Raw genomic sequence first — 18,573 nt, forward strand, 5'->3', positions numbered from 1 at the left:
GGCTCAGGGCCTCCTGCCCGACCCTGATACCCCGGATACATCACATCTTTGATCTTCGATGATGTGCGTGGTGTGTGCTCTCCAGCGGAAGCCGCCAGGGGCCAACCGGCGCCAACGCGGGTCAACGCCGGCCAGCAAGCAAGATCAGCAAGAGGGCCCGTGTGGTCGTCGCCCGGTCTGACCAGCACGGAGAACGCGGGTGAACAGCGGCCGCTCCCTGCCACCCCGGGTCGGCGCGCAGGTCGCTAGACTGGTCACTCGCGCCCTCGTAGCTCAGGGGATAGAGCATCGGTTTCCTAAACCGTGTGTCGCAGGTTCGAATCCTGCCGGGGGCACCAGGTCACACCCTTGATCACCGGTCATTCCCCCGCTTCGGGACCTCCCCGCCCCACTGGCCCTCCTGCAAGCGAGCCGGCGACGTGACGAGGGACATCGACGCAGCGAAGATCCTGATTGCCTCCCGCCCACAGGTACCTCTGCTTGTATCAACGGGGCAAGACGCCCACCCGACGGACGGCGCCCTTGGCCCGGCGGCTCAGAATTGCTGACGCTGCCGGGCCAAGGGCCACCTCGGCACCGGTCCGCTGGCGCTCGCCGAGTTCCGGTGCGACGCCGCCGGCTGAGGGCGGGCATCCGGAGGCAGCGGGGTCGGCCCGACGGACCGACCCCTCGCAGCGCACCGGTCAGACGGTCGCCGCGTACAGCCGCAACCCGGCCGGCCAACCGCCCTCACCGGCCACCGCGTCCCGGACGCCCTCCCAGCCGGCCCCGTGCGCGTCGAGCTGGTCGTGGACCAGGTCGACCCGGGTGCCGGTCTCGGTGGGGGTGAAGGTGACCGTGACCCGGCTGCCGGTCGCGTCCGGCGGCGGGACCTTCCAGTCGGGGCCGATCAGCCAGGCGAAGGCGAAGGTGCGCGGCGGATCCCAGGTGAGGACCGTGCCCCAGACGCAGACCTCGCCGGCGTCGTTCTCCTCCCAGAGTCGTCCGCCGACGTGCGGGTCGACGCCGACCTGCTTGAGTTCGCCGGAGAGCAGATGGTGCGAGCGTTCCCACCAGCGGTCCATGCCGGCGGTGAAGACGGTGAAGGCGTGCTCGGGCGGGGCGGCGACCTCGACGCTGGTGCGTACGACGGTGAGCTCGGTGGTTGTCACGGTGTCTCCTCGGGCGGTTGCTCCACGGCCTGCGCGAACGCGGCCAGGGCGTGATTCCAGAACTGGTCGAAGTAGCCGCGTACGGCGGCCAGACCCTGCGGGTCGAGCGCGTAGACGCGGCGGGTGCCCACAGCGGTGGACGAGACGAGTCGGGCTTCCTTGAGGACCTTGAGGTGTTGCGAGACCGCGGGACGGCTGACCGGCAGCTCGGCCGCGATCTCGGCGACGGAACGGGGGCCGGCGGCAAGCAGTTCGAGGACGGACCGCCGGGTCGCGTCGCCCAGGGCGTCCAACATCCGCCCTTGGTAAGTGGCCACGAACGGTAAGTCTAGGCTTTCCGATACCCCTGTCAAGGGCCGTTCCCTCTGGCGCAATCGGGCACGGCGGGGTAGAAACAAGCTCATTCCCACCCACGTCAGCCGGATGCCCGCCGTGCCGCTGAGAGAGCGCTCTCACCGCACCGGTCGGCAGCCCACACCGACAGGTAGGTCGATGACAGCCCACCTCCACCCGTCCCGCCGGCAGCTCTTCACCCTCGCTGCCGCGACCGCCGCCGCGGCGGGGCTCGCCCCCGCCCCCGCCGCCTCCGCCGCTCCCGCCCGCCACGAGGACGAGCCCGACTTCGGCCCGAACGTCTTCGTCTACGACCCGAGCACCCCGGCCGCCGAGATCCAGTCCACGGTGGACCGGCTCTTCGCCCGGCAGGAGCACAACGAGATGGGCACCGACCGGTACGCGGTGCTCTTCAAGCCCGGCCGCTACGAGGTGAACGCCCGGCTGGGCTACTACACGACCGTGGCCGGCCTGGGCGAGCACCCGGACGACGTGGAGATCCACGGCGCGGTACGCGTCGTCGGCCAGCCCGACCCGAACTCCCCGGCCGGCATCTCCGCGCTGACGAACTTCTGGCGTTCGGCGGAGAACCTCGCCATCACCCCCACCGACTGGTCGAACCAGTGGGCCGTCTCCCAGGCGTCGCCGATGCGTCGGGTGCACGTCAAGGGCATCCTCTGGCTGGAGCCCGGCAACGGCGGCTACTCCAGCGGCGGCTTCATCGCCGACTCCAAGGTGGACGGCATCACCATCAACGGCTCCCAGCAGCAGTGGCTCACCCGCGACAGCGAGCTGGGCGGCGACTGGACCAACGGGGTCTGGAACCAGGTCTTCTCCGGCGTGCTCGGCGCGCCCGCCCAGGGCTTCCCGAACCCGCCGTACACCACGCTGCCGACCAGCCCGGTGACCCGGGAGAAGCCGTACCTGTTCGTGGACTCCGTCGGCCGCTGGCGGGTCGCCGTGCCGGGGCTGCGTCGCGACACCGCCGGCACCAGTTGGGCGGCCGGCGGCGGCACGACCCGCTCGCTGCCGCTGCGGGACTTCTTCATCGCCCGTCCGAGCCACGACGCGCAGCGGATCAACCGGGAGTTGGCGCGTGGCCGGCACCTGCTGCTCACCCCGGGCGTCTACCGCCTGGACCGCGCGCTGCGGGTCATCCACCCGGGCACCGTGGTGCTCGGCCTCGGCATGCCGAGCCTCGCCCCGACCGGCGGCGACGCCGCGCTGCGGGTCGCCGACGTCGACGGCGTCCGCATCGCCGGCATCCTGGTCGACGCCGGCGAGGCGGAATCGGACGTGCTGGTCCAGATCGGCCACCGGCACTCCCGTCGCGATCACGCCGACGACCCGATCTCGGTGCAGGACGTCTTCTTCCGCATCGGCGGTCCCTGGGTCGGGCGCGCGCGGACCAGCCTGGTGGTGGAGAGCGACCACACGCTGATCGACAACGTCTGGGCCTGGCGCGGCGACCACGGCAACGGCATCGGCTGGACGGCCAACACCGCCGGCACCGGCGTGATCGTCAACGGCGACGACGTGACGGCCTACGGGCTCTTCGTGGAGCACTACCAGCGCTACCAGACCATCTGGAACGGCGAGCGCGGCCGGACGATCTTCTACCAGAGCGAGCTGCCCTACGACCCGCCGAGCCAGGCCGCCTGGACCAGCCCGACCGGCCGGGGCTGGGCGTCCTACAAGGTCGGCGACCGGGTACGCGAGCACGAGGCCTGGGGGCTGGGCGTCTACTCCCACTTCAACCAGGGCGTGGACATCCGCTGCGACCGGGCGATCGAGGCGCCGCGCCGGCCCGGGGTCCGCTTCCACGACATGGTGACCGTCTTCCTCGACGGCAGCGGCGGCATCGAGAAGACCGTCAACGAGGTCGGCACCCCGGTCGTCGGCAGCTACGGCACCAGCCCGGTGATCAGTTACCCGTGAGCACGGCGTGCGGGCGACCGCGCGGCGGTGACCGCCCGTCCCCATACCGGGGGCGGGCGGTCATGTAACACGATTCGCTCCGAAAGCGCTGCGCCTTCTTGCTGAGCGGCGCGGTGCGTGCCCGCATAGGCTCGAAATGCACTGAGGATCGCAGGTCACGGGCCGGGCGGACGCGATCGAGGGGGCGAGTCCGCTCCGGGCCGGGATCATCGGTGTCCACAATCCGCGTCAGCACGGGGGCCGCCGCTCGTCGCCCGCCGGTCAGCCGGCGAGCTGGTCCACCCGGGCGATCACCTGGTCGATCAGGCCGTAGTCGCGGGCCTGCTCGGCGGTGAACCAGCGGTCCCGGTCCCAGTCGCGCTGGATCTCCTCCAGCGTCCGACCACTGTGCTGGGCGATCAGCTCCTGCATGGTCCGCTTCACGTGCAGCATGTTCTCCGCCTGGATGGTGATGTCGGCGGCGGTGCCACCCATCCCGCCGGAGGGCTGGTGCATCATGATCCGCGAGTGCGGGAGCGCGAAGCGTTTGCCCGCCGCGCCGGCGCAGAGCAGGAACTGCCCCATCGACCCGGCGAAGCCGAGCGCCAGCGTGGCCACGTCGTTCTGCACGTAGCGCATGGTGTCGTAGACGGCCATCCCCGCGCTGACCGAGCCGCCCGGCGAGTTGATGTAGAGGAAGATGTCCCGCTCGCTGTCCTCGGCGGCGAGCAGCAGGATCTGCGCGCAGATCTGGTTCGCGGTGTCGTCGGTGACCTCGGTGCCGAGGAAGACGATCCGCTCCCGCAGCAGCCGCTCGAACACGTGGTCCCCGAAGGTCGGCTGACCGCCGTCCAGCATGCGCACGTCGTACCCGATCATCGCGACCGCCCTCCAGACTGGCGCCGGCGGGCGAGGAGCACCGCCCGGGAACCGGCGTCTCCAGCCTGCGCCCGGCACCGGTCGCGGCCCCAGGGTTTCTGCCGGCGGCAGATCCGCCGACGGCAGAACCGCGGCCGGCCTACACCGCGGTCAGCCGCCGCCGGCCCGTTCGGGCCCGGCGGCGGGCCAGCATCCTGGCGGTACGCGGGCCGGGGCGCCCGGCCGGCGCGGAGGCGATCAACCGGACCCGCAGCCCCGCCCCGCCGACGGTCGACCCGACGGGCGACGCCGGACCGCCGACGTGCAGGATCGGCCCGCCCAGCCGCAGCACCGGCCCGGCCGCGTGCCGGAAGGAGGTCGGGGCGGCCGACACCGGCGGCGTCGCCCCGGCGGGCTGGAAGCCGATCCGGACCGTCGGGCCGGTCTCGCTGCGGGCCGCCGGCACCCGGTCCAGCCGGGACAGGGCGGCCCGAGGCGCGGCGGGGATCCGCCGTTCGACCCGGCGCAGGTCGTCGCGGGCCTCTTCGAGCAGGTCGGAGAGGTTGATGCCGAGGGCGCGGCAGATCGCGGCGAGCACCTCGGAGGAGGCTTCCTTGCGCCCCCGCTCCACCTCGGAGAGATAGGGCAGCGACACCCCGGCCGCCTCGGCGACCTCGCGCAGCGTCCGACCCTGGCGCAGCCGTAGCCGGCGCAGGACCCCACCGATCACCCGGCGCAGCAACGACATGCGGGCCTCCTCATGGTCGGCGTCGGCGGAACTTCCCCCATCATGCCCGTCGTCGTGCCCGCCCACCCGCCCGGTCGGCCACCCCGGCGTGCGGATGCCGGCCGAACCGCTATGTTGTGGGCGTGCAGGCGATCCGGGGGAAGCAGGACCGACGGTGATCCATTTCCCGGCACAGCGGCGTGGCCCGCTGAGCGCGTTGAGCCTCCGGCTGGCCGCCGCCCTGGGTTTGGTGCTGCTGACCGTCGCGGTGGTCTTCCTCGACCGGGACGGCTACCGCGACGTCGACGAGAACGGGCTGACCCTGCTCGACTGCGCCTACTACGCGGTGGTCACCCTCTCCACGACCGGGTACGGCGACATCACCCCGTTCTCGCAGTCGGCCCGGCTGGTCAACGTCCTGTTCATCACCCCCGCCCGGGTGCTCTTCCTGATCATCCTGGTCGGCACCACCCTGGAAGTCCTGACCGAGCAGTACCGGACCGGCCGTCGGCTGGGGCGGTGGAGGAGAACCGTGAAGGACCACGTCATCATCTGCGGCTACGGCACCAAGGGCCGCAGCGCGGTCTCCGCCCTGCTGGAGAACGGCCTGGACAAGTCCCGGATCGTGGTGGTGGAGCGCAGCGGCACCGCGCTGCGGCAGGCGACCTCCGCCGGCCTGGTCGCCATCGAGGGCTCCGCCACCCGCTCGTCGGTGCTGGAGGAGGCGCACGTCCGCAACGCCAAGGCGGTGATCATCGCGACCGACAGCGACGACGCCTCGGTCCTGGTGGCGCTCACCGCGCGGCAGCTCACCGCCGGCCAGGTCCGGATCATCGCGGCGGTCCGGGAGGCGGAGAACGCCCCGCTGCTGCGGCAGAGCGGCGCGCACCACGTGATCGTCTCCTCGGCCACCGCCGGCCGGCTGCTGGGGCTCTCCACCTCGGCGCCGCCGCTGATCGACGTGGTGGAGGACCTGCTCACCCCCGGCCAGGGCATGGCGCTGGCGATGCGCTCGGCTGAGCGGCACGAGGTCGGCAAGTCGCCGCGCGAGCTGGAGTCCCTGGTCATCGCGCTGGTCCGCCGGGGCAAGGTGGTCACCCTCGCGGACAAGGCCGGCGCGGTGATCGAGACCGGCGACATGCTCGTCCACGTCCGCGACGACCGCCCCCAAACCACCGCCACCCACCCCTGACCCCCTAGGGCCCCGGACGCACTTACAGAGAAAGAGTGGCTATTCCCGACGGAATAGCCACTCTTTCTGTGCAAGCGGGTGGAGCGGGTGGGTCAGAGGATGGTCCAGGTGTCGCCGGTGGCGAGGAGACCGGCGAGCTGCTGCTCGGGGGTCTCGGTGACCTTCGCCTTGGCGGCGGCCACCTGCTCCTGCACCACGCTGTCGTACGACGGGCGCTCGACCGAGCGGAACACGCCGATCGGGGTGTTGCGCAGGTCGAGACCGGGCAGCCGGGACAGCGCGAAGGCGTACGCGGGGTCGTTGACTCCGGCGTCGTGCACCACGATCTCCTCGGCCGGGGTGGCCGCGGTCTCCCGGACCTCCAGCCCGAACCCGCCCGGCGGGTGGACGACGCAGAACTGCCCGTCCTTGCCGAACGTGATCGGCTGCCCGTGCTCCAGCCGGATCAGGTAGTCGTCCCGGGTGGCCGGCTCCTTGAGCTGGTCGAACGCGCCGTCGTTGAAGATGTTGCAGTTCTGGTAGATCTCCACGAACGCGGAACCCTGGTGCTGGGCGGCGGCCCGCAGCACCGACTGCAGGTGCTTGCGGTCCGAGTCGATGGTGCGGCCAACGAAGGTCGCCTCCGCGCCCAGTGCCAGCGACAGCGGGTTGAACGGGGCGTCCGCCGAGCCGACCGGGGTCGACTTGGTGATCTTGCCGACCTCGGAGGTCGGCGAGTACTGCCCCTTGGTCAGGCCGTAGATCCGGTTGTTGAACAGCAGGATCTTGAGGTTGACGTTGCGGCGCAGCGCGTGGATCAGGTGGTTGCCGCCGATCGACAGCGCGTCGCCGTCGCCGGTGACCACCCAGACCGACAGGTCCGGCCGGGACACCGACAGGCCGGTGGCGATCGCCGGGGCGCGGCCGTGGATCGAGTGCATCCCGTAGGTGTTCATGTAGTACGGGAAGCGCGACGAGCAGCCGATCCCGGAGACGAAGACGGTGTTCTCCCGGGCGATGTTCAGCTCCGGCATGAACTGCTGGACGGCCGCCAGGATCGCGTAGTCACCGCAACCGGGGCACCAGCGCACCTCCTGGTCGGACTTGAAGTCCTTGGCGGTGAGCTTCAGGGCGACGGGCTCAGACATTCTTCAGGACCTCTTCCAGCGTCGTCTCCAGCTCGGCGGCGGTGAACGGCAGGCCGCGGACCTGGTTGTAGCCGATCGCGTCGACCAGGTACTTGGCCCGGATCACGTGGGCGAGCTGGCCGAGGTTCATCTCGGGGATGACCACCCGGTCGTAGGAGCGCAGCACCTCGCCGAGGTTGGCGGGCATCGGTGCCAGGTGGCGCAGGTGCGCCTGCGCGATCGACAGGCCGCGCTGGCGCAGGCCCCGGCAGGCCGCGCCGATCGGCCCGTACGTCGAGCCCCAGCCGAGCACCAGCACCCGGGCGTCGCCGTCCGGGTCCTCCACCTCGACGTCCGGCACCGGGATCGTCTCGATCCGGGCCGCCCGGGTCCGCACCATGAAGTCGTGGTTCGCCGGGTCGTACGAGATGTCACCGGTCTTGTCGGCCTTCTCCAGGCCGCCGATGCGGTGCTCCAGCCCCGGCGTGCCCGGGATGGCCCACGGCCGGGCCAGGGTCTCCGGGTCGCGCAGGTACGGCAGGAACGTGGTGCCGTCCTCGCCGTTGGGCTCGGTGGCGAACTCGACCCGCAGGTCGGGCAGGGACTCCACGTCGGGCAGCAGCCACGGCTCGGAGCCGTTGGCGACGTAGTTGTCGGACAGCAGGATCACCGGGGTGCGGTAGGTCAGCGCGATCCGGGCCGCCTCCAGCGCCGCGTGGAAGCAGTCGGAGGGCGACTTCGGCGCGATCACCGCGACCGGGGCCTCACCGTGCCGGCCGTGCAGCGCCATGTTCAGGTCGGCCTGCTCGGTCTTGGTGGGCATGCCGGTGGACGGCCCGGCCCGCTGCACGTCGACGATGACCAGCGGCAGCTCCAGCGCCACCGCGAGGGAGATCGTCTCGCTCTTGAGCGCCACGCCCGGACCGCTGGTGGTAGTGACGCCGAGCGAGCCGCCGTACGAGGCGCCCAGCGCGGCGCCGACCGCGGCGATCTCGTCCTCGGCCTGCATGGTGACCACGCCGAACCGCTTGTGCTTGCTCAGCTCGTGCAGGATGTCCGACGCCGGGGTGATCGGGTACGCCCCGAGGAACACCGGCAGCCCGGAGCGGACGCCGGCGGCCACCAGGCCGAGCGAGAGCGCCGCGTTGCCGGTGATGTTCCGGTAGGTGCCCGGCAGCATCTTGGCCGGCTTCACCTCGTACCGGACCGAGAACGAGTCGGTGGTCTCGCCGAAGTTCCACCCGGCCCGGAAGGCGGCCACGTTCGCGGCGACTAGTTCCGGGCGGGCGGCGAACTTGCGCTCCAGGAAGCGCAGCGTCGACTCGTACGGCCGGGAGTACATCCAGGAGAGCAGGCCCAGCGCGAACATGTTCTTGGCCCGCTCGGCGTCCTTCTTGGACACCGCCTGGTCGGCGAGCGCGCCGACCGTCATCGAGGTCAGCGCCACCGGGTGCACCACGTAGCCGGCGAGCGAGTCGTCGTCCAGCGGGCTGGACTCGTAGCCCACCTTGGCCAGGTTGCGCCGGGTGAACTCGTCGGTGTTGACGATGATGTCCGCGCCGCGGGGCAGGTCGGCCAGGTTGGCCTTGAGCGCCGCCGGGTTCATCGCCACCAGCACGTTCGGCGCGTCGCCGGGGGTGAGGATGTCGTAGTCGGCGAAGTGCACCTGGAAGCTCGACACGCCGGGCAGCGTGCCGGCGGGCGCCCGGATCTCGGCCGGGAAGTTGGGCAACGTGGAGATGTCGTTGCCCAGCTGCGCCGTCTCGGAGGTGAACCGGTCGCCGGTCAACTGCATGCCGTCGCCGGAGTCACCGGCGAACCGGATGACCACCCGGTCCAGTTGACGGATCTGCTTGGTCACGCCTGCACCTCGCTTCGCTCAGCCCCGTCGCGCGGGCGGCTGAACCTGATGGTGACCCGGCCTTGCCCCGCCACGTGACCTCCTTGACGCGCCGCTGCGCCGATCCGCCCGTAGCTGGTCCGGCCCGCTGTCGTTTCTCACCCAGAGCCTACGTCGAGCCGTTAGGGCATCCTTGGTGGAGGTCCGACGAGTGGGAACGAATCCGAAGGTTGTTCGTCCGGTTGTGGGCCGTTTCGGGGTGACCGCCGTAATCGAGATCACGGCCGCCGACCCTTACCGGGCCGGCCGGTTCAGTCGGATGCCGGATTCGGCGAGGGGTCCGGCGCCGGCCCGCTCATCCGGCGCCGCAACGACGTGGTGGCCAGCGCGAGCGCCAGCACCACCAGCAGCCCGGAGATGACGATCAGGGTGACCGCGATCCGCTGCGCCGAGGTCATCGCGCCCCCGTCGGAGGTCTGACCGCCCACGGCGATCACGCCCTGCGAGCCGGTGGGGACCGGGGTCGCCGCCGGCGGGGTGGCCAGCGCCGCCACCGCGGTGATCCGGAAGCTCATCTGCAGCTGCCGGGTCCGCCCGGAGCGCGGGTCGAGTTGGGCGATCACCGCTCCGGCCAGCGGCGCCTCGCGCTGGGCCTGCGGGGTCGCGGCGACCGGCAGGCGCAGGGTGGCGGTACGGCCCGCCGCCACGGCCCCGGCGTCGCAGCGGGTACGCGTCGGCGAGACCACCTCGCAGCCGGGCGTGGAGAGCAGGCTGACCCCGTCGGGCAGCACCACCTCGACCCGTCCCGCGGCATCCACCCGGCCGGTGTTGCCCAGCCGGACGCCCAGTTCGGCCGGGCCGCCGCTGATGTCGAAGGCGACCTCGTCGGCGTCGAGGCTCATCCCGGGCACCGGCGGGCCGGGCGGGAAGAGGACCGCGAAGCCCTCGTTGTCCGCGGCGGTGGCCGTCCCCGCGCCGGACGCGGTGACCCGTACCGAGCCGCTGAGCGGCATCTTCCGCCACGCCTGGCCGTCGACCCGGACCCGGATCAGGCTGGTGAACTTCGCGCCCGGGGCGGCGGCCCACTCGCCGCACTGCCAGTTGCCGCCGCCCACCGCGGCGCAGCCCGGGGTGCCCGCGTCGGTCAGCCCGGCGGGCAGGGTGTAGGCGAGGTGGACCCGCCCGGCGAGCGCCCCGGTGTTGGCGACGGTCACCCGCAGCGTGGTGGTGGTGCTCCGGGCGTTCCAGTAGCCGGGGCCGAGCACGATGTCGCGGGTGGTGACCCGTACCCCGAGGCCGCCGGTGTCCTGCTGGCTCGGCGGCGGGTTGCCCGGGGGCACCGGCCGGTCGCCGCCACCCTGCGGGGGCGGCGGCGGGGCGGGCGCGGTGGTGGCCGGCGCGGTGGTGGCCGGGGCGGGGTCGCCGGGGGCGGGCGTCGCCGGGGTGGCCGTGGTCGGCTCGGGTGCCGGGGTGGTCGGCTCCGGGTCGGGGGGCAGCGTCGGCGGCGCGGTGGTCGGCAGCGGCTCGGTGGCGGTCGGCTCGACCGGCGGGGTGGTCCCGTCCGTCGGCTCACCACCCGGCGTCGTCGCGTCGGTCGCGGCGGTGACCACCCGCAGCACCGTCGCCGAGGCGGTGGCCAGGCCCGGCGCGGCCGCGAGCGCGACCGCCAGCCCGGTGGCCAGCGACGCCGCTACCAGCGAAGAGGTACGCCAGGCGAGCGCCCGCCGAACGGGGCGTACGTCCACGCGGGCCATCTGTCCTCCGTGACACGGGGTGAGCTTTCATTATTCGGTAACAGTTGCCGGAGGGCACTAGTCCCACCGGGAAACAAATTCGTAACGTGTTCGGTACGCCTCCCGGGCCGGTCGGGCAGGTCGGATGGCCGGTAGGCTGACCCACCGTGACCGGTTACCTGGGCTCGTACGCGACGCTCGGGCTCCTGCTGCTCGCCAGCGCCCTCTTCTTCGTTACGGCGTTCTCGGCCAACCGGGTGTTACGTCCTGGCCGTCCGGCCGATCCCTGGGGCAAGCGGACCAGCTATGAGTGCGGCCTCGACCCGGTCGGCGGCGACTGGGCGCAGATGCAGATCCGCTACTACGTGTACGCGTACCTCTACGTCCTGTTCGCGGTCGAGGCGGTCTTCCTCTTCCCCTGGGCGCTGGTCTTCGACCGCCCCGGCTTCGGCCTGGTCACCGTCGCCGAGATGGGCATCTTCGTGGCCGTGGTGGCGCTCGGCATCCTCTACGCCTGGCGCAAGAACATCCTCCGCTGGACCTGACGCCCGCGCGGGTCAGGCGAGGCCGCGGCGGGTGAGCGTCGGGGGCCGGTCGCCGCGGATCGAGGCGACCATGTCCAGCACCCGGCGGGTGGGGCGTACCTGGTGGGCGCGGAAGACCCGGGCACCGAGCCAGGCCGAGACGGCGGTCGCGGCGAGGGTGCCCTCCAGTCGTTCCGGCACCGGCAGGTCCAGCGTCTCGCCGATGAAGTCCTTGTTCGACAGGGCCACCAGCAGCGGCCAGCCGGTCCCGGTCAGCTCGTCGAGCCGGCGGGTGATCTCCAGCGAGTGCCGGGTGTTCTTGCCGAAGTCGTGCGCCGGGTCGATCAGGATGCCGTCGGGGCGTACCCCCAGGGCCACCGCGCGCTCGGCGAGCCCGGTCACCGTGGTGACCACGTCGGCGACCACGTCGTCGAAGGCGGCCCGGTGCGGCCGGGTACGCGGGGCGAGCCCGCCGGCGTGCGAGCAGACCAGCCCGGCCCCGGTCTGCGCGGCGACCCGGGCCAGCGCCGGGTCGGCGCCGGACCAGGTGTCGTTGAGCAGGTCCGCGCCGGCCGCCACCGCCTCCACCGCGACCTCGGCCCGCCAGGTGTCGATCGAGATCACCACGTCGGGGAAGGCGGCCCGGACGGCGGCGATGGTGTCCACCGTCCGTCGGATCTCCTCGGCGACGTCGACCTCGTCGCCCGGTCCGGCCTTGACCCCGCCGATGTCGATGATCTCCGCGCCCTCGGTCACCGCGGCCTCCACCGCGCGCAGCGCGCTGTCCTGGGCGAAGGTCGCGCCCCGATCGAAGAACGAGTCCGGCGTGCGGTTGACGATCGCCATCACCACCAGCTCGCCCGGTGCGAACGTCCGCCCACCGAGCCGCAGCGCCCCGGCCATCCCCGCCTCCCGCCCGTCGCCGGCCGGGTCGCCCGGCCGCTGACGACGCTATCCGGTCGACCGGCGCGCCGCCGGGCCGGGACGTCACCAGGGGATCCGGGGCGCTGCGGTGGTTGGGGTCGCTCGGGGGGCGGTCGCCGTGCCACGATCTGTCCATGGGTCAGGTTCTGCTCGTACTGGTCATCGCGTTGACCGTGGCGGCGGTGGTGTTCGGGGTGACGGTGCTGGTCTCCGGCCGGGACGCCGGCCTGGCGCCGGCCGAGCCGGACGGCCGGGCCGTGCCGCTGCCGGGCAGTCGCCCGCTGCGTGAGGCGGACGTCGGCGAGGTCCGCTTCGACACCGCGCTGCGCGGCTACCGGATGGCCCAGGTCGACCAGGCGATGCGCCGGGCCGCCTACGACATCGGCTACAAGGCCGAGCTGATCGGCGTGCTGGAGGCCGAGGTCGCGGCGCTGCGCGAGGGCCGGCTGGCCGACGCCGACGCGCTGCGCCGGGCCCGCGAGGAGGCGGCCGGCGAGCCCCCGGCCACCGACCCTGGTTACGCCGACCCCACCCTGGGGTACGCGGGTGCCACCGCGACACCGGCGCACGGGTCGGCGGACGCGCCGCGGGACGTCGAGCCGGGCGCGGCGGCCCCCGACGGCATCCGGCCGCTCGACGCCGACCGGCCGGCGGCCGACGACGCCGACCGGCCGCTCGACGCGCCGGCCCTGCGCACCGCCGCCGCCGACGCCGGGCCCGAGGCGTCCGTCGACACCGCGCCCGCCCTGCGCACGGCGGCCGTGGACACCGACCCCCGCTCCGACGGCACCGACTCCGATGCCGACCCGGCCGGCGGGCGGCCCGGCGACAGGGTCCGCTCGGAGTCGCTGTGACCGGCCCGGAGGGCGTGGACGGCCTGCGCGAGGCTGCCCAGCCCGGGGCCGGCGAGTTCACCGCCACGGTGATCGTGGACGCCCCCGCCCCCCGGGTCTTCGCCGCGCTCACCGACTGGGAGCGGCAGTCCGAGTGGATTCCGTTCACCAGGGTCCGCGTCGTCGAGGGCGACGGCGGGGAGGGCACCCTGGTCGAGGCGGTCACCACGCTCGGGCCGGCGGTGCTGCGCGACGAGATGCGGGTGGTCCGGGTCGACGCGCCGTACGAGGTCGGCGTCGTGCACTGCGGCAAGCTGCTCCGCGGTCCCGGCGTGCTGCGCTGCACCCCGCTGGCCCGGGACCGCACCCAGGTGGTCTGGCACGAGTGGTTCCACCTGCCCGGTGGGCCGGCCGGCCGGGTGGCGTGGCCGCTGCTCTGGCCGGGTTCCAAGGCGGGCCTGACCCTGGCGCTGAAGCGCTTCGCCCGGCTGGTCGAGCAGGGCCGGCTGCCCTGACCCCACCCGGCGCTGTCGGGGCCAGGCCCTACCGTGTACGCCGTGACTGACCTGGTGACCGGCCCCGACGGCCTGACCCGCTGCGCCTGGGGGTCGAGCACCCCGGACTACGCCCTCTACCACGACACGGAGTGGGGTCGGCCGCTGCGCGGGGACGACGCCCTCTACGAGCGGCTGACGCTGGAGGCGTTCCAGTCCGGCCTGTCCTGGCTGACCATCCTGCGCAAGCGGCCGGCGTTCCGGCTGGCCTTCGACGAGTTCCGGATCGAGCGGGTCGCCGGTTACGGCGAGGCCGACGCGGCCCGGCTGCTCGCCGACGCGGGGATCGTCCGCAACCGCGCCAAGATCGAGGCGGCGATCGCCAACGCGCGGGCCGCGCTGGAGCTGCCCGACGGGCTCTCCGCGCTGCTGTGGTCGTACGCGCCGCCGCCCCGGGCCACCCGGCCGGAGTCGTTCGCCGAGGTGCCCGCCCTGACGCCGGAGTCCACCGCGATGGCCAAGGCCCTCAAGAAGAGCGGCTTCCGCTTCGTCGGCCCCACCACCGCGTACGCGCTGATGCAGGCCACCGGCATGGTCGACGACCACCTGGCCGGCTGCCACGTGGCCGTCGCCCGGGTGGCCCGTGATGAGATGGGGGCATGACCGCGACCGACCACCGCGCCAGCGGGACGACCGACGTCGACGGGCCGGCTGAGGGCGCCTGGGCGGTGCTCCTGCCGGCCGGCCGGTACGACGCCGAACGCCTCGTCCACCACGACACCCTGGAGCTGCCCGCCCCGGTCGGGGAGTCCCGGCCGCGCCCCGGTGACCCGGTGGCGGTGCTGGTGCCGGAGCCGCCCCGGCTGGTGGCCCTGGGGCGGGTCGCCCGCGTGGGCGCGGACTCGCTGGCGGTGACGTACACCCGGCGGGCCTTCGACGAGCCGTCCCCGGCCGACCAGGTGCCGATCGCCGGCCCGGTCACCCCGCTGGACGCCGGGGTCTACCGCGAGCTGGCCGACCGGCTCGGCCCGCCGCCGCTGCGCCGCACCTGGCTGGTCAGCCTGGACCTCCCGATCGAGGCCGACTCCCGGGCCGAGGCGGTCCGGCTCTTCTGGTCGTACGTGCAGGAGCTGGGCCCGTCCGAGCTGCCCGCGTTCGTCTCGCCGTCCGGCGACGAGCTGGCCATGCAGGCGTTCGTGCTGGGCGCCGAGGCCAACCAGGACCCGGAGGAGGACGACTGACCCGGTCCGGGTGAGCGCCGGCCGGCCCGGCGGACCGGCCGGCGCTGGCACCGTCAGTGGCCCTCGAAGACCGGCTTGCGCTTCTCCACGAACGCCATCGTGGCGGCCTTGTGGTCGGCGGTGGCGCCGCAGATCGCCTGGGCCTGCGCCTCGGCGGCGAGGGCGTCGGCGAGGGTGCCCGCGTCGGCGATGGAGAGCTGGCGCTTGATCGCCGCGTACGCGACGGTCGGGCCGGCGGCGAGCCGGGCGGCCAGCTCCTGCGCGGTCGGCAGCACCTGCTCGTCGTCCTCGACCAGCTTGTTGAGCAGGCCCAGCCGGCAGGCCTCCTCGGCGCCGACCGGCTCGGCGAGCATCAGCAGCTCGACGGCCTTGGCGTGGCCGACCAGCCGGGGCAGCGTCCAGGAGGCCCCGGTGTCGGCGGCCAGCCCCACCCCGGCGAACGCCATCAGGAACTTCGTCTTCGGGCCGCCGACCCGGAAGTCGGCGAGGAAGGCCAGCGAGGCGCCCGCCCCGGCCGCCATCCCGCGCACCGCGGCCACCACCGGCTTGGGCAGGTTGGCCAGCCGGGCGGCGATCGGGTTGTAGTGCGCCCGCACGGTGTCCAGCGGGTTCGGGGTGGTCGACTGGAGGGTCTGCACGTGCTCGCGCAGGTCCTGGCCGGCACTGAACTGCCCGCCCGCGCCGGCCAGCACCACGGCCCGGCAGGAACGGTCGGCCTCCAGTTCGGCCAGGGTGTCCCGGAGCGCCTCCTTGAGCGCCACGTCGAGCGAGTTCATCGCCGTGGGGCGGTTCAGCGTCAGGGTGACCACGGCGTCGGTGCGGTCGACGAGCAGCGGCTCGGTCACGTTTCTAACGACCCTTCTGTCGGGCGATGCGGTTGCTGGCGTCGAGGCAGTGCTCGACGTACCGGTCGGCGGCCGGCCGCAGCCGGGCCGCGTGCCGGTCGAAGAAGCTGGCCGCGGCGGTGCCGGGCCAGCGCTCCGGGAGCAGCGCCGGGGGCAGCTGCGGGTCCCGGAACAGGAAGGTACGCCACGCGTGCACCAGCCGGAACCGGGCCGCGTACGCCTCCTCGTCGCCGCTGCGCACGGTCACCCCGGACAGCAGCGGTCGCTGCTCGGAGACGAACCGCTCGTACGCGTGCCCGATCTCGGTGAGGTCCCAGGCCCGGCGGACCACCCCCATCGCGCCCGGCGTGCCGGCGGCGTGCGCGGCGGTGAACCGCTCGTAGCGCACGCCCGCCTCCTCCAGCAGCAGGTCCACGTCCTCGCTCGCCCGGGTGGCCACCCAGGTGTGCTCGTCGAGGGTGCCGTAGCCCAGGAAGCTCAGGTTGGCGGCGAGGCGCTGCCGGTCCCGCCGGGCGGTCGGGGTCTGGAGCACCAGGAGGTCGAACCGGCCGTCCCAGGTGACCCGGCCGGTGCGGTAGATCCGGGCGCCCGCCTCGTCGAGTCGCCGGGCGGCCTTCGGTGTGATCGAATATCCCGGCCCGGTGACCAGCCGGAGCGGGTCCAACCAGCCCTGGCGGACCATCCGGGAGACCGCGGTGCGCACGGCCGGAGGAGCGATCCCGAGCGGCGACAGCAGCTTGACCAGGGCGGCGACCGGTGCACGGCCACCCCTCGGTCGGAGGTAGTCGCCGTACAGGTCGAAGAGTGCCGACCGTGCCTGCATGACCGCACATTGTGACAGGCCTTCTCAAGATAAGCTAGATGCTGTTACATCAATGCTGCTTCGGTTTGGGTCCGGCGGTGTTCATCAGGGAAAATCGGTGGTCGACACCTCCGCGCACGTTGCGGGTGGTCGTGACGAAGTGGCTGTGGGGCAACCCACCGACCCTGATACAGGTCTGAGGGGAGACAACATGGCGGCGATGAAGCCGCGGACGGGCGACGGTCCGCTGGAAGTCACCAAGGAGGGCCGGGGCATCGTCATGCGGGTCCCGCTGGAGGGCGGTGGCCGGCTCGTCGTCGAGATGACTCCCGACGAGGCCAATGCACTGGGTGACGCCCTGAAGGCGGCCGCCGGCTGATCGACCGACAGGCCGCGCGGCGACGCGCGGGCAGTTCGTCGTATCCCTGAGCCACCGGCCACGGCCGGTGGCTCAGGGTCTTCACCTGTGTCCGCGGGTGGCCAGGCCCCGCACCACGATCCATTCTCGGAGGTACGGTCCAGCGTGCTCGCCATCCGCCTGTCAGCCGGTCCGGACCGGCTCGACACCCTCGTCCTGCCCGTCCGCGCAGCGGCCGACACCGACGGGGGCGACACCCCGGCAACGCTGGCCCCGACCGGGCCGGCCCTGCCCGACGAGGTGCTGGCGGAGGCGACCGCCCTGCTGCCGGCCACCCGGCTGACCGGCCGGGCCGGCGAGACGTACGCGCACCTGCGCCCGGCCCGCACCCCCGCCCGGCTGCTGCTGCTCGGCATCGGCGACGGCGCCGACCGGGCCTGGCGGGCCGCCGGAGCGGCACTGACCCGCGCGGGCAGGGATGAGACGCACATCACGTTTTCGGTGCCGACCGGCACCGGCGCGGAGGCGGTCCGCGCCCTCGTCGAGGGGCTGCTGCTCGCCTCCTACCGGTTCCGGATGACCGAGGCCGGCGACTCGCCCGCGCTGACCGGGGTGGACCTGCTGGTCGACGACCCGGACGCGTACCGCGACGCGGTCGAGGTGGCCGAGACCACCGCCCGGATGACCCGGCTCGCCCGGGACCTCACCAACACCCCGTCCTCGGTGAAGAACCCGCAGTGGTTCGTCGCGCAGGTCGAGGCCGCCGCGGCCGACCAGCCCGACCTGCACCTGCGGGTACGCGGGCCCGAGGAACTGGCCGCCGAGGGCTTCGGCGGCATCCTCGCCGTCGGCGGCGGCTCGGCCAGCACCCCGCGCCTGGTGGAGCTGGACTGGCGGCCCGCCGACGCCCGCACCCACGTGGTGCTGGTCGGCAAGGGGATCACCTTCGACACCGGCGGCATCTCGATCAAGCCGGTGCCGGCGATGAAGCTGATGCGCAAGGACATGGCCGGCGCGGCCGCGGTGATCGCGGCGACGCTGGGCGCGGCCGCGCTGCGGCTGCCGGTGCGGATCACCACGCTGGCCCCGCTTGCGGAGAACATGGTCAGCGGGTCGGCGTTCCGCCCCGGCGACATCGTCCGCCACTACGGCGGCCTGACCAGCGAGACCACCAACTCCGACGCCGAGGGTCGGCTGGTCCTCGCCGACGCGCTGGCGTACGCGGTCCGGGAGCTCCAGCCGGACCTGCTGATCGACCTGGCCACCCTGACCGGTGCCAACGCGGTCGCGCTCGGCAAGCGCACCGGCGCCCTCTACAGCGAGAACGACCAGCTCGCCGCCGACCTGCTGGCCGCCGTCGACGCTGCCGGCGAGGCCGCCTGGCGGATGCCGCTGGCCGCCGACTACGTCGAGCACCTCGGCAGTGACCTGGCGGACCTGCACAGCTCGCCCGCCGTCGGCGCCGGCTCGGTGACCGCCGCGCTCTACCTGCGCGAGTTCACCGGCGACCTGCGCGACCGGTGGCTGCACATCGACATGTCCGCGCCGTCCTGGGCCGACGGCGACGACGCCGAACTGACCCGGGGCGCGACCGGCTGGGGCGTACGCGGGCTGCTGCGCTGGCTGGCGACGCTGGACTGAGCCGGCGGTCCCGGCCGGCGCGCGGCGGACGCCGGGCCGGGCGGTCGGCGGCGG

General features: G+C 73.4%; 19 protein-coding genes and 1 tRNA gene. 10 read left to right on the forward strand and 10 right to left on the reverse strand.

The window, feature by feature from the left end:
* Positions 1 to 262: 262 nt before the first annotated feature.
* Positions 263 to 338, forward strand: a tRNA-Arg gene (locus ACTWM8_RS03325).
* Between the two features lie 345 nt (positions 339 to 683).
* Here the strand turns inward: ACTWM8_RS03325 and ACTWM8_RS03330 are convergent.
* Together ACTWM8_RS03330 and ACTWM8_RS03335 are read right to left on the reverse strand one after the other, a co-directional pair.
* A complete protein-coding gene (locus tag ACTWM8_RS03330) occupies positions 684 to 1,151 on the reverse strand; it encodes an SRPBCC family protein (RefSeq protein ID WP_446212508.1) in 468 nt (155 codons plus the stop codon).
* Positions 1,148 to 1,447: an ArsR/SmtB family transcription factor gene (locus ACTWM8_RS03335; RefSeq protein WP_446212509.1), complete on the reverse strand. Its 300-nt coding sequence runs from the start codon at positions 1,445 to 1,447 to the stop codon at positions 1,148 to 1,150. Before ACTWM8_RS03335 ends, ACTWM8_RS03330 begins: the two co-directional genes overlap by 4 nt.
* Before the next feature lie 196 nt (positions 1,448 to 1,643).
* On the opposite strand from ACTWM8_RS03335, the gene ACTWM8_RS03340 reads away from it, so the two are divergent.
* Positions 1,644 to 3,422 (forward strand): adenylyl cyclase, encoded by a 1,779-nt coding sequence (locus ACTWM8_RS03340; RefSeq protein ID WP_446212510.1) that lies wholly within the window; start codon positions 1,644 to 1,646, stop codon positions 3,420 to 3,422.
* Between the two features lie 261 nt (positions 3,423 to 3,683).
* Here ACTWM8_RS03340 and ACTWM8_RS03345 read toward each other — a convergent pair whose 3' ends face one another.
* Both ACTWM8_RS03345 and ACTWM8_RS03350 read right to left on the reverse strand, forming a co-directional pair.
* Positions 3,684 to 4,280, reverse strand: a complete 597-nt coding sequence (locus tag ACTWM8_RS03345; RefSeq protein WP_088964893.1) for an ATP-dependent Clp protease proteolytic subunit — start codon at positions 4,278 to 4,280, stop codon at positions 3,684 to 3,686.
* A gap of 139 nt (positions 4,281 to 4,419) precedes the next feature.
* A complete protein-coding gene (locus tag ACTWM8_RS03350; RefSeq protein WP_446212511.1) occupies positions 4,420 to 5,007 on the reverse strand; it encodes a helix-turn-helix domain-containing protein in 588 nt (195 codons plus the stop codon).
* Between the two features lie 154 nt (positions 5,008 to 5,161).
* Between ACTWM8_RS03350 and ACTWM8_RS03355 the strand changes: the two genes are divergently transcribed.
* Positions 5,162 to 6,178 carry a potassium channel family protein gene (locus ACTWM8_RS03355; RefSeq protein ID WP_446212512.1) on the forward strand — a complete coding sequence of 339 codons (1,017 nt, stop codon included), beginning with the start codon at positions 5,162 to 5,164 and terminating at the stop codon, positions 6,176 to 6,178.
* Between the two features lie 92 nt (positions 6,179 to 6,270).
* Here the strand turns inward: ACTWM8_RS03355 and ACTWM8_RS03360 are convergent, their stop codons facing one another.
* From ACTWM8_RS03360 to ACTWM8_RS03370, 3 genes are all read right to left on the reverse strand, one after another.
* Positions 6,271 to 7,305 carry a 2-oxoacid:ferredoxin oxidoreductase subunit beta gene (locus ACTWM8_RS03360; RefSeq protein ID WP_357918402.1) on the reverse strand — a complete coding sequence of 345 codons (1,035 nt, stop codon included), beginning with the start codon at positions 7,303 to 7,305 and terminating at the stop codon, positions 6,271 to 6,273.
* Complete coding sequence (locus tag ACTWM8_RS03365; protein WP_154939890.1) at positions 7,298 to 9,145, reverse strand: 2-oxoacid:acceptor oxidoreductase subunit alpha; 1,848 nt, start codon at positions 9,143 to 9,145, stop codon at positions 7,298 to 7,300. Before ACTWM8_RS03365 ends, ACTWM8_RS03360 begins: the two co-directional genes overlap by 8 nt.
* 290 nt (positions 9,146 to 9,435) lie before the next feature.
* A complete protein-coding gene (locus tag ACTWM8_RS03370) occupies positions 9,436 to 10,878 on the reverse strand; it encodes a hypothetical protein (RefSeq protein WP_446212513.1) in 1,443 nt (480 codons plus the stop codon).
* A 146-nt stretch (positions 10,879 to 11,024) separates the two neighbouring features.
* Between ACTWM8_RS03370 and ndhC the strand changes: the two genes are divergently transcribed.
* Positions 11,025 to 11,402, forward strand: a complete 378-nt coding sequence (gene ndhC, locus ACTWM8_RS03375) for an NADH-quinone oxidoreductase subunit A (protein ID WP_088964137.1) — start codon at positions 11,025 to 11,027, stop codon at positions 11,400 to 11,402.
* A 12-nt stretch (positions 11,403 to 11,414) separates the two neighbouring features.
* Here the strand turns inward: ndhC and folP are convergent, their stop codons facing one another.
* Positions 11,415 to 12,284, reverse strand: coding sequence for a dihydropteroate synthase (gene folP / locus ACTWM8_RS03380; protein WP_446212514.1), 870 nt, complete (start codon positions 12,282 to 12,284; stop codon positions 11,415 to 11,417).
* Between the two features lie 155 nt (positions 12,285 to 12,439).
* On the opposite strand from folP, the gene ACTWM8_RS03385 reads away from it, so the two are divergent.
* Genes ACTWM8_RS03385 through ACTWM8_RS03400 form a run of 4 tightly spaced genes read left to right on the forward strand, consistent with a single transcriptional unit; the run spans position 12,440 to position 14,873 of the window.
* On the forward strand, positions 12,440 to 13,159 hold the full coding sequence (locus ACTWM8_RS03385) for a DivIVA domain-containing protein (protein ID WP_446212515.1): 720 nt from the start codon (positions 12,440 to 12,442) through the stop codon (positions 13,157 to 13,159).
* Complete coding sequence (locus tag ACTWM8_RS03390) at positions 13,156 to 13,653, forward strand: SRPBCC family protein (RefSeq protein ID WP_446212516.1); 498 nt, start codon at positions 13,156 to 13,158, stop codon at positions 13,651 to 13,653. The genes ACTWM8_RS03385 and ACTWM8_RS03390 overlap by 4 nt, the downstream gene beginning before the upstream one ends.
* Positions 13,654 to 13,695: 42 nt before the next feature.
* Positions 13,696 to 14,295 carry a DNA-3-methyladenine glycosylase I gene (locus ACTWM8_RS03395; protein WP_446212517.1) on the forward strand — a complete coding sequence of 200 codons (600 nt, stop codon included), beginning with the start codon at positions 13,696 to 13,698 and terminating at the stop codon, positions 14,293 to 14,295.
* A complete protein-coding gene (locus tag ACTWM8_RS03400; RefSeq protein ID WP_446212518.1) occupies positions 14,292 to 14,873 on the forward strand; it encodes a hypothetical protein in 582 nt (193 codons plus the stop codon). The genes ACTWM8_RS03395 and ACTWM8_RS03400 overlap by 4 nt, the downstream gene beginning before the upstream one ends.
* A gap of 53 nt (positions 14,874 to 14,926) precedes the next feature.
* Here the strand turns inward: ACTWM8_RS03400 and ACTWM8_RS03405 are convergent, their stop codons facing one another.
* Positions 14,927 to 15,718: an enoyl-CoA hydratase/isomerase family protein gene (locus ACTWM8_RS03405; RefSeq protein WP_446212519.1), complete on the reverse strand. Its 792-nt coding sequence runs from the start codon at positions 15,716 to 15,718 to the stop codon at positions 14,927 to 14,929.
* Between the two features lie 4 nt (positions 15,719 to 15,722).
* Positions 15,723 to 16,541: a PaaX family transcriptional regulator gene (locus ACTWM8_RS03410; RefSeq protein ID WP_446212520.1), complete on the reverse strand. Its 819-nt coding sequence runs from the start codon at positions 16,539 to 16,541 to the stop codon at positions 15,723 to 15,725.
* A gap of 190 nt (positions 16,542 to 16,731) precedes the next feature.
* Between ACTWM8_RS03410 and ACTWM8_RS03415 the strand changes: the two genes are divergently transcribed.
* Complete coding sequence (locus tag ACTWM8_RS03415) at positions 16,732 to 16,899, forward strand: DUF3117 domain-containing protein (RefSeq protein ID WP_007455245.1); 168 nt, start codon at positions 16,732 to 16,734, stop codon at positions 16,897 to 16,899.
* A gap of 144 nt (positions 16,900 to 17,043) precedes the next feature.
* The gene (locus ACTWM8_RS03420) at positions 17,044 to 18,519 is read left to right on the forward strand and encodes a leucyl aminopeptidase family protein (protein ID WP_446212521.1); all 1,476 of its coding nucleotides are present in this window, start codon (positions 17,044 to 17,046) and stop codon (positions 18,517 to 18,519) included.
* The last annotated feature ends 54 nt before the right edge of the window (positions 18,520 to 18,573 follow it).

The sequence above is a fragment of the Micromonospora sp. IBSANI012 genome, from assembly GCF_052814045.1.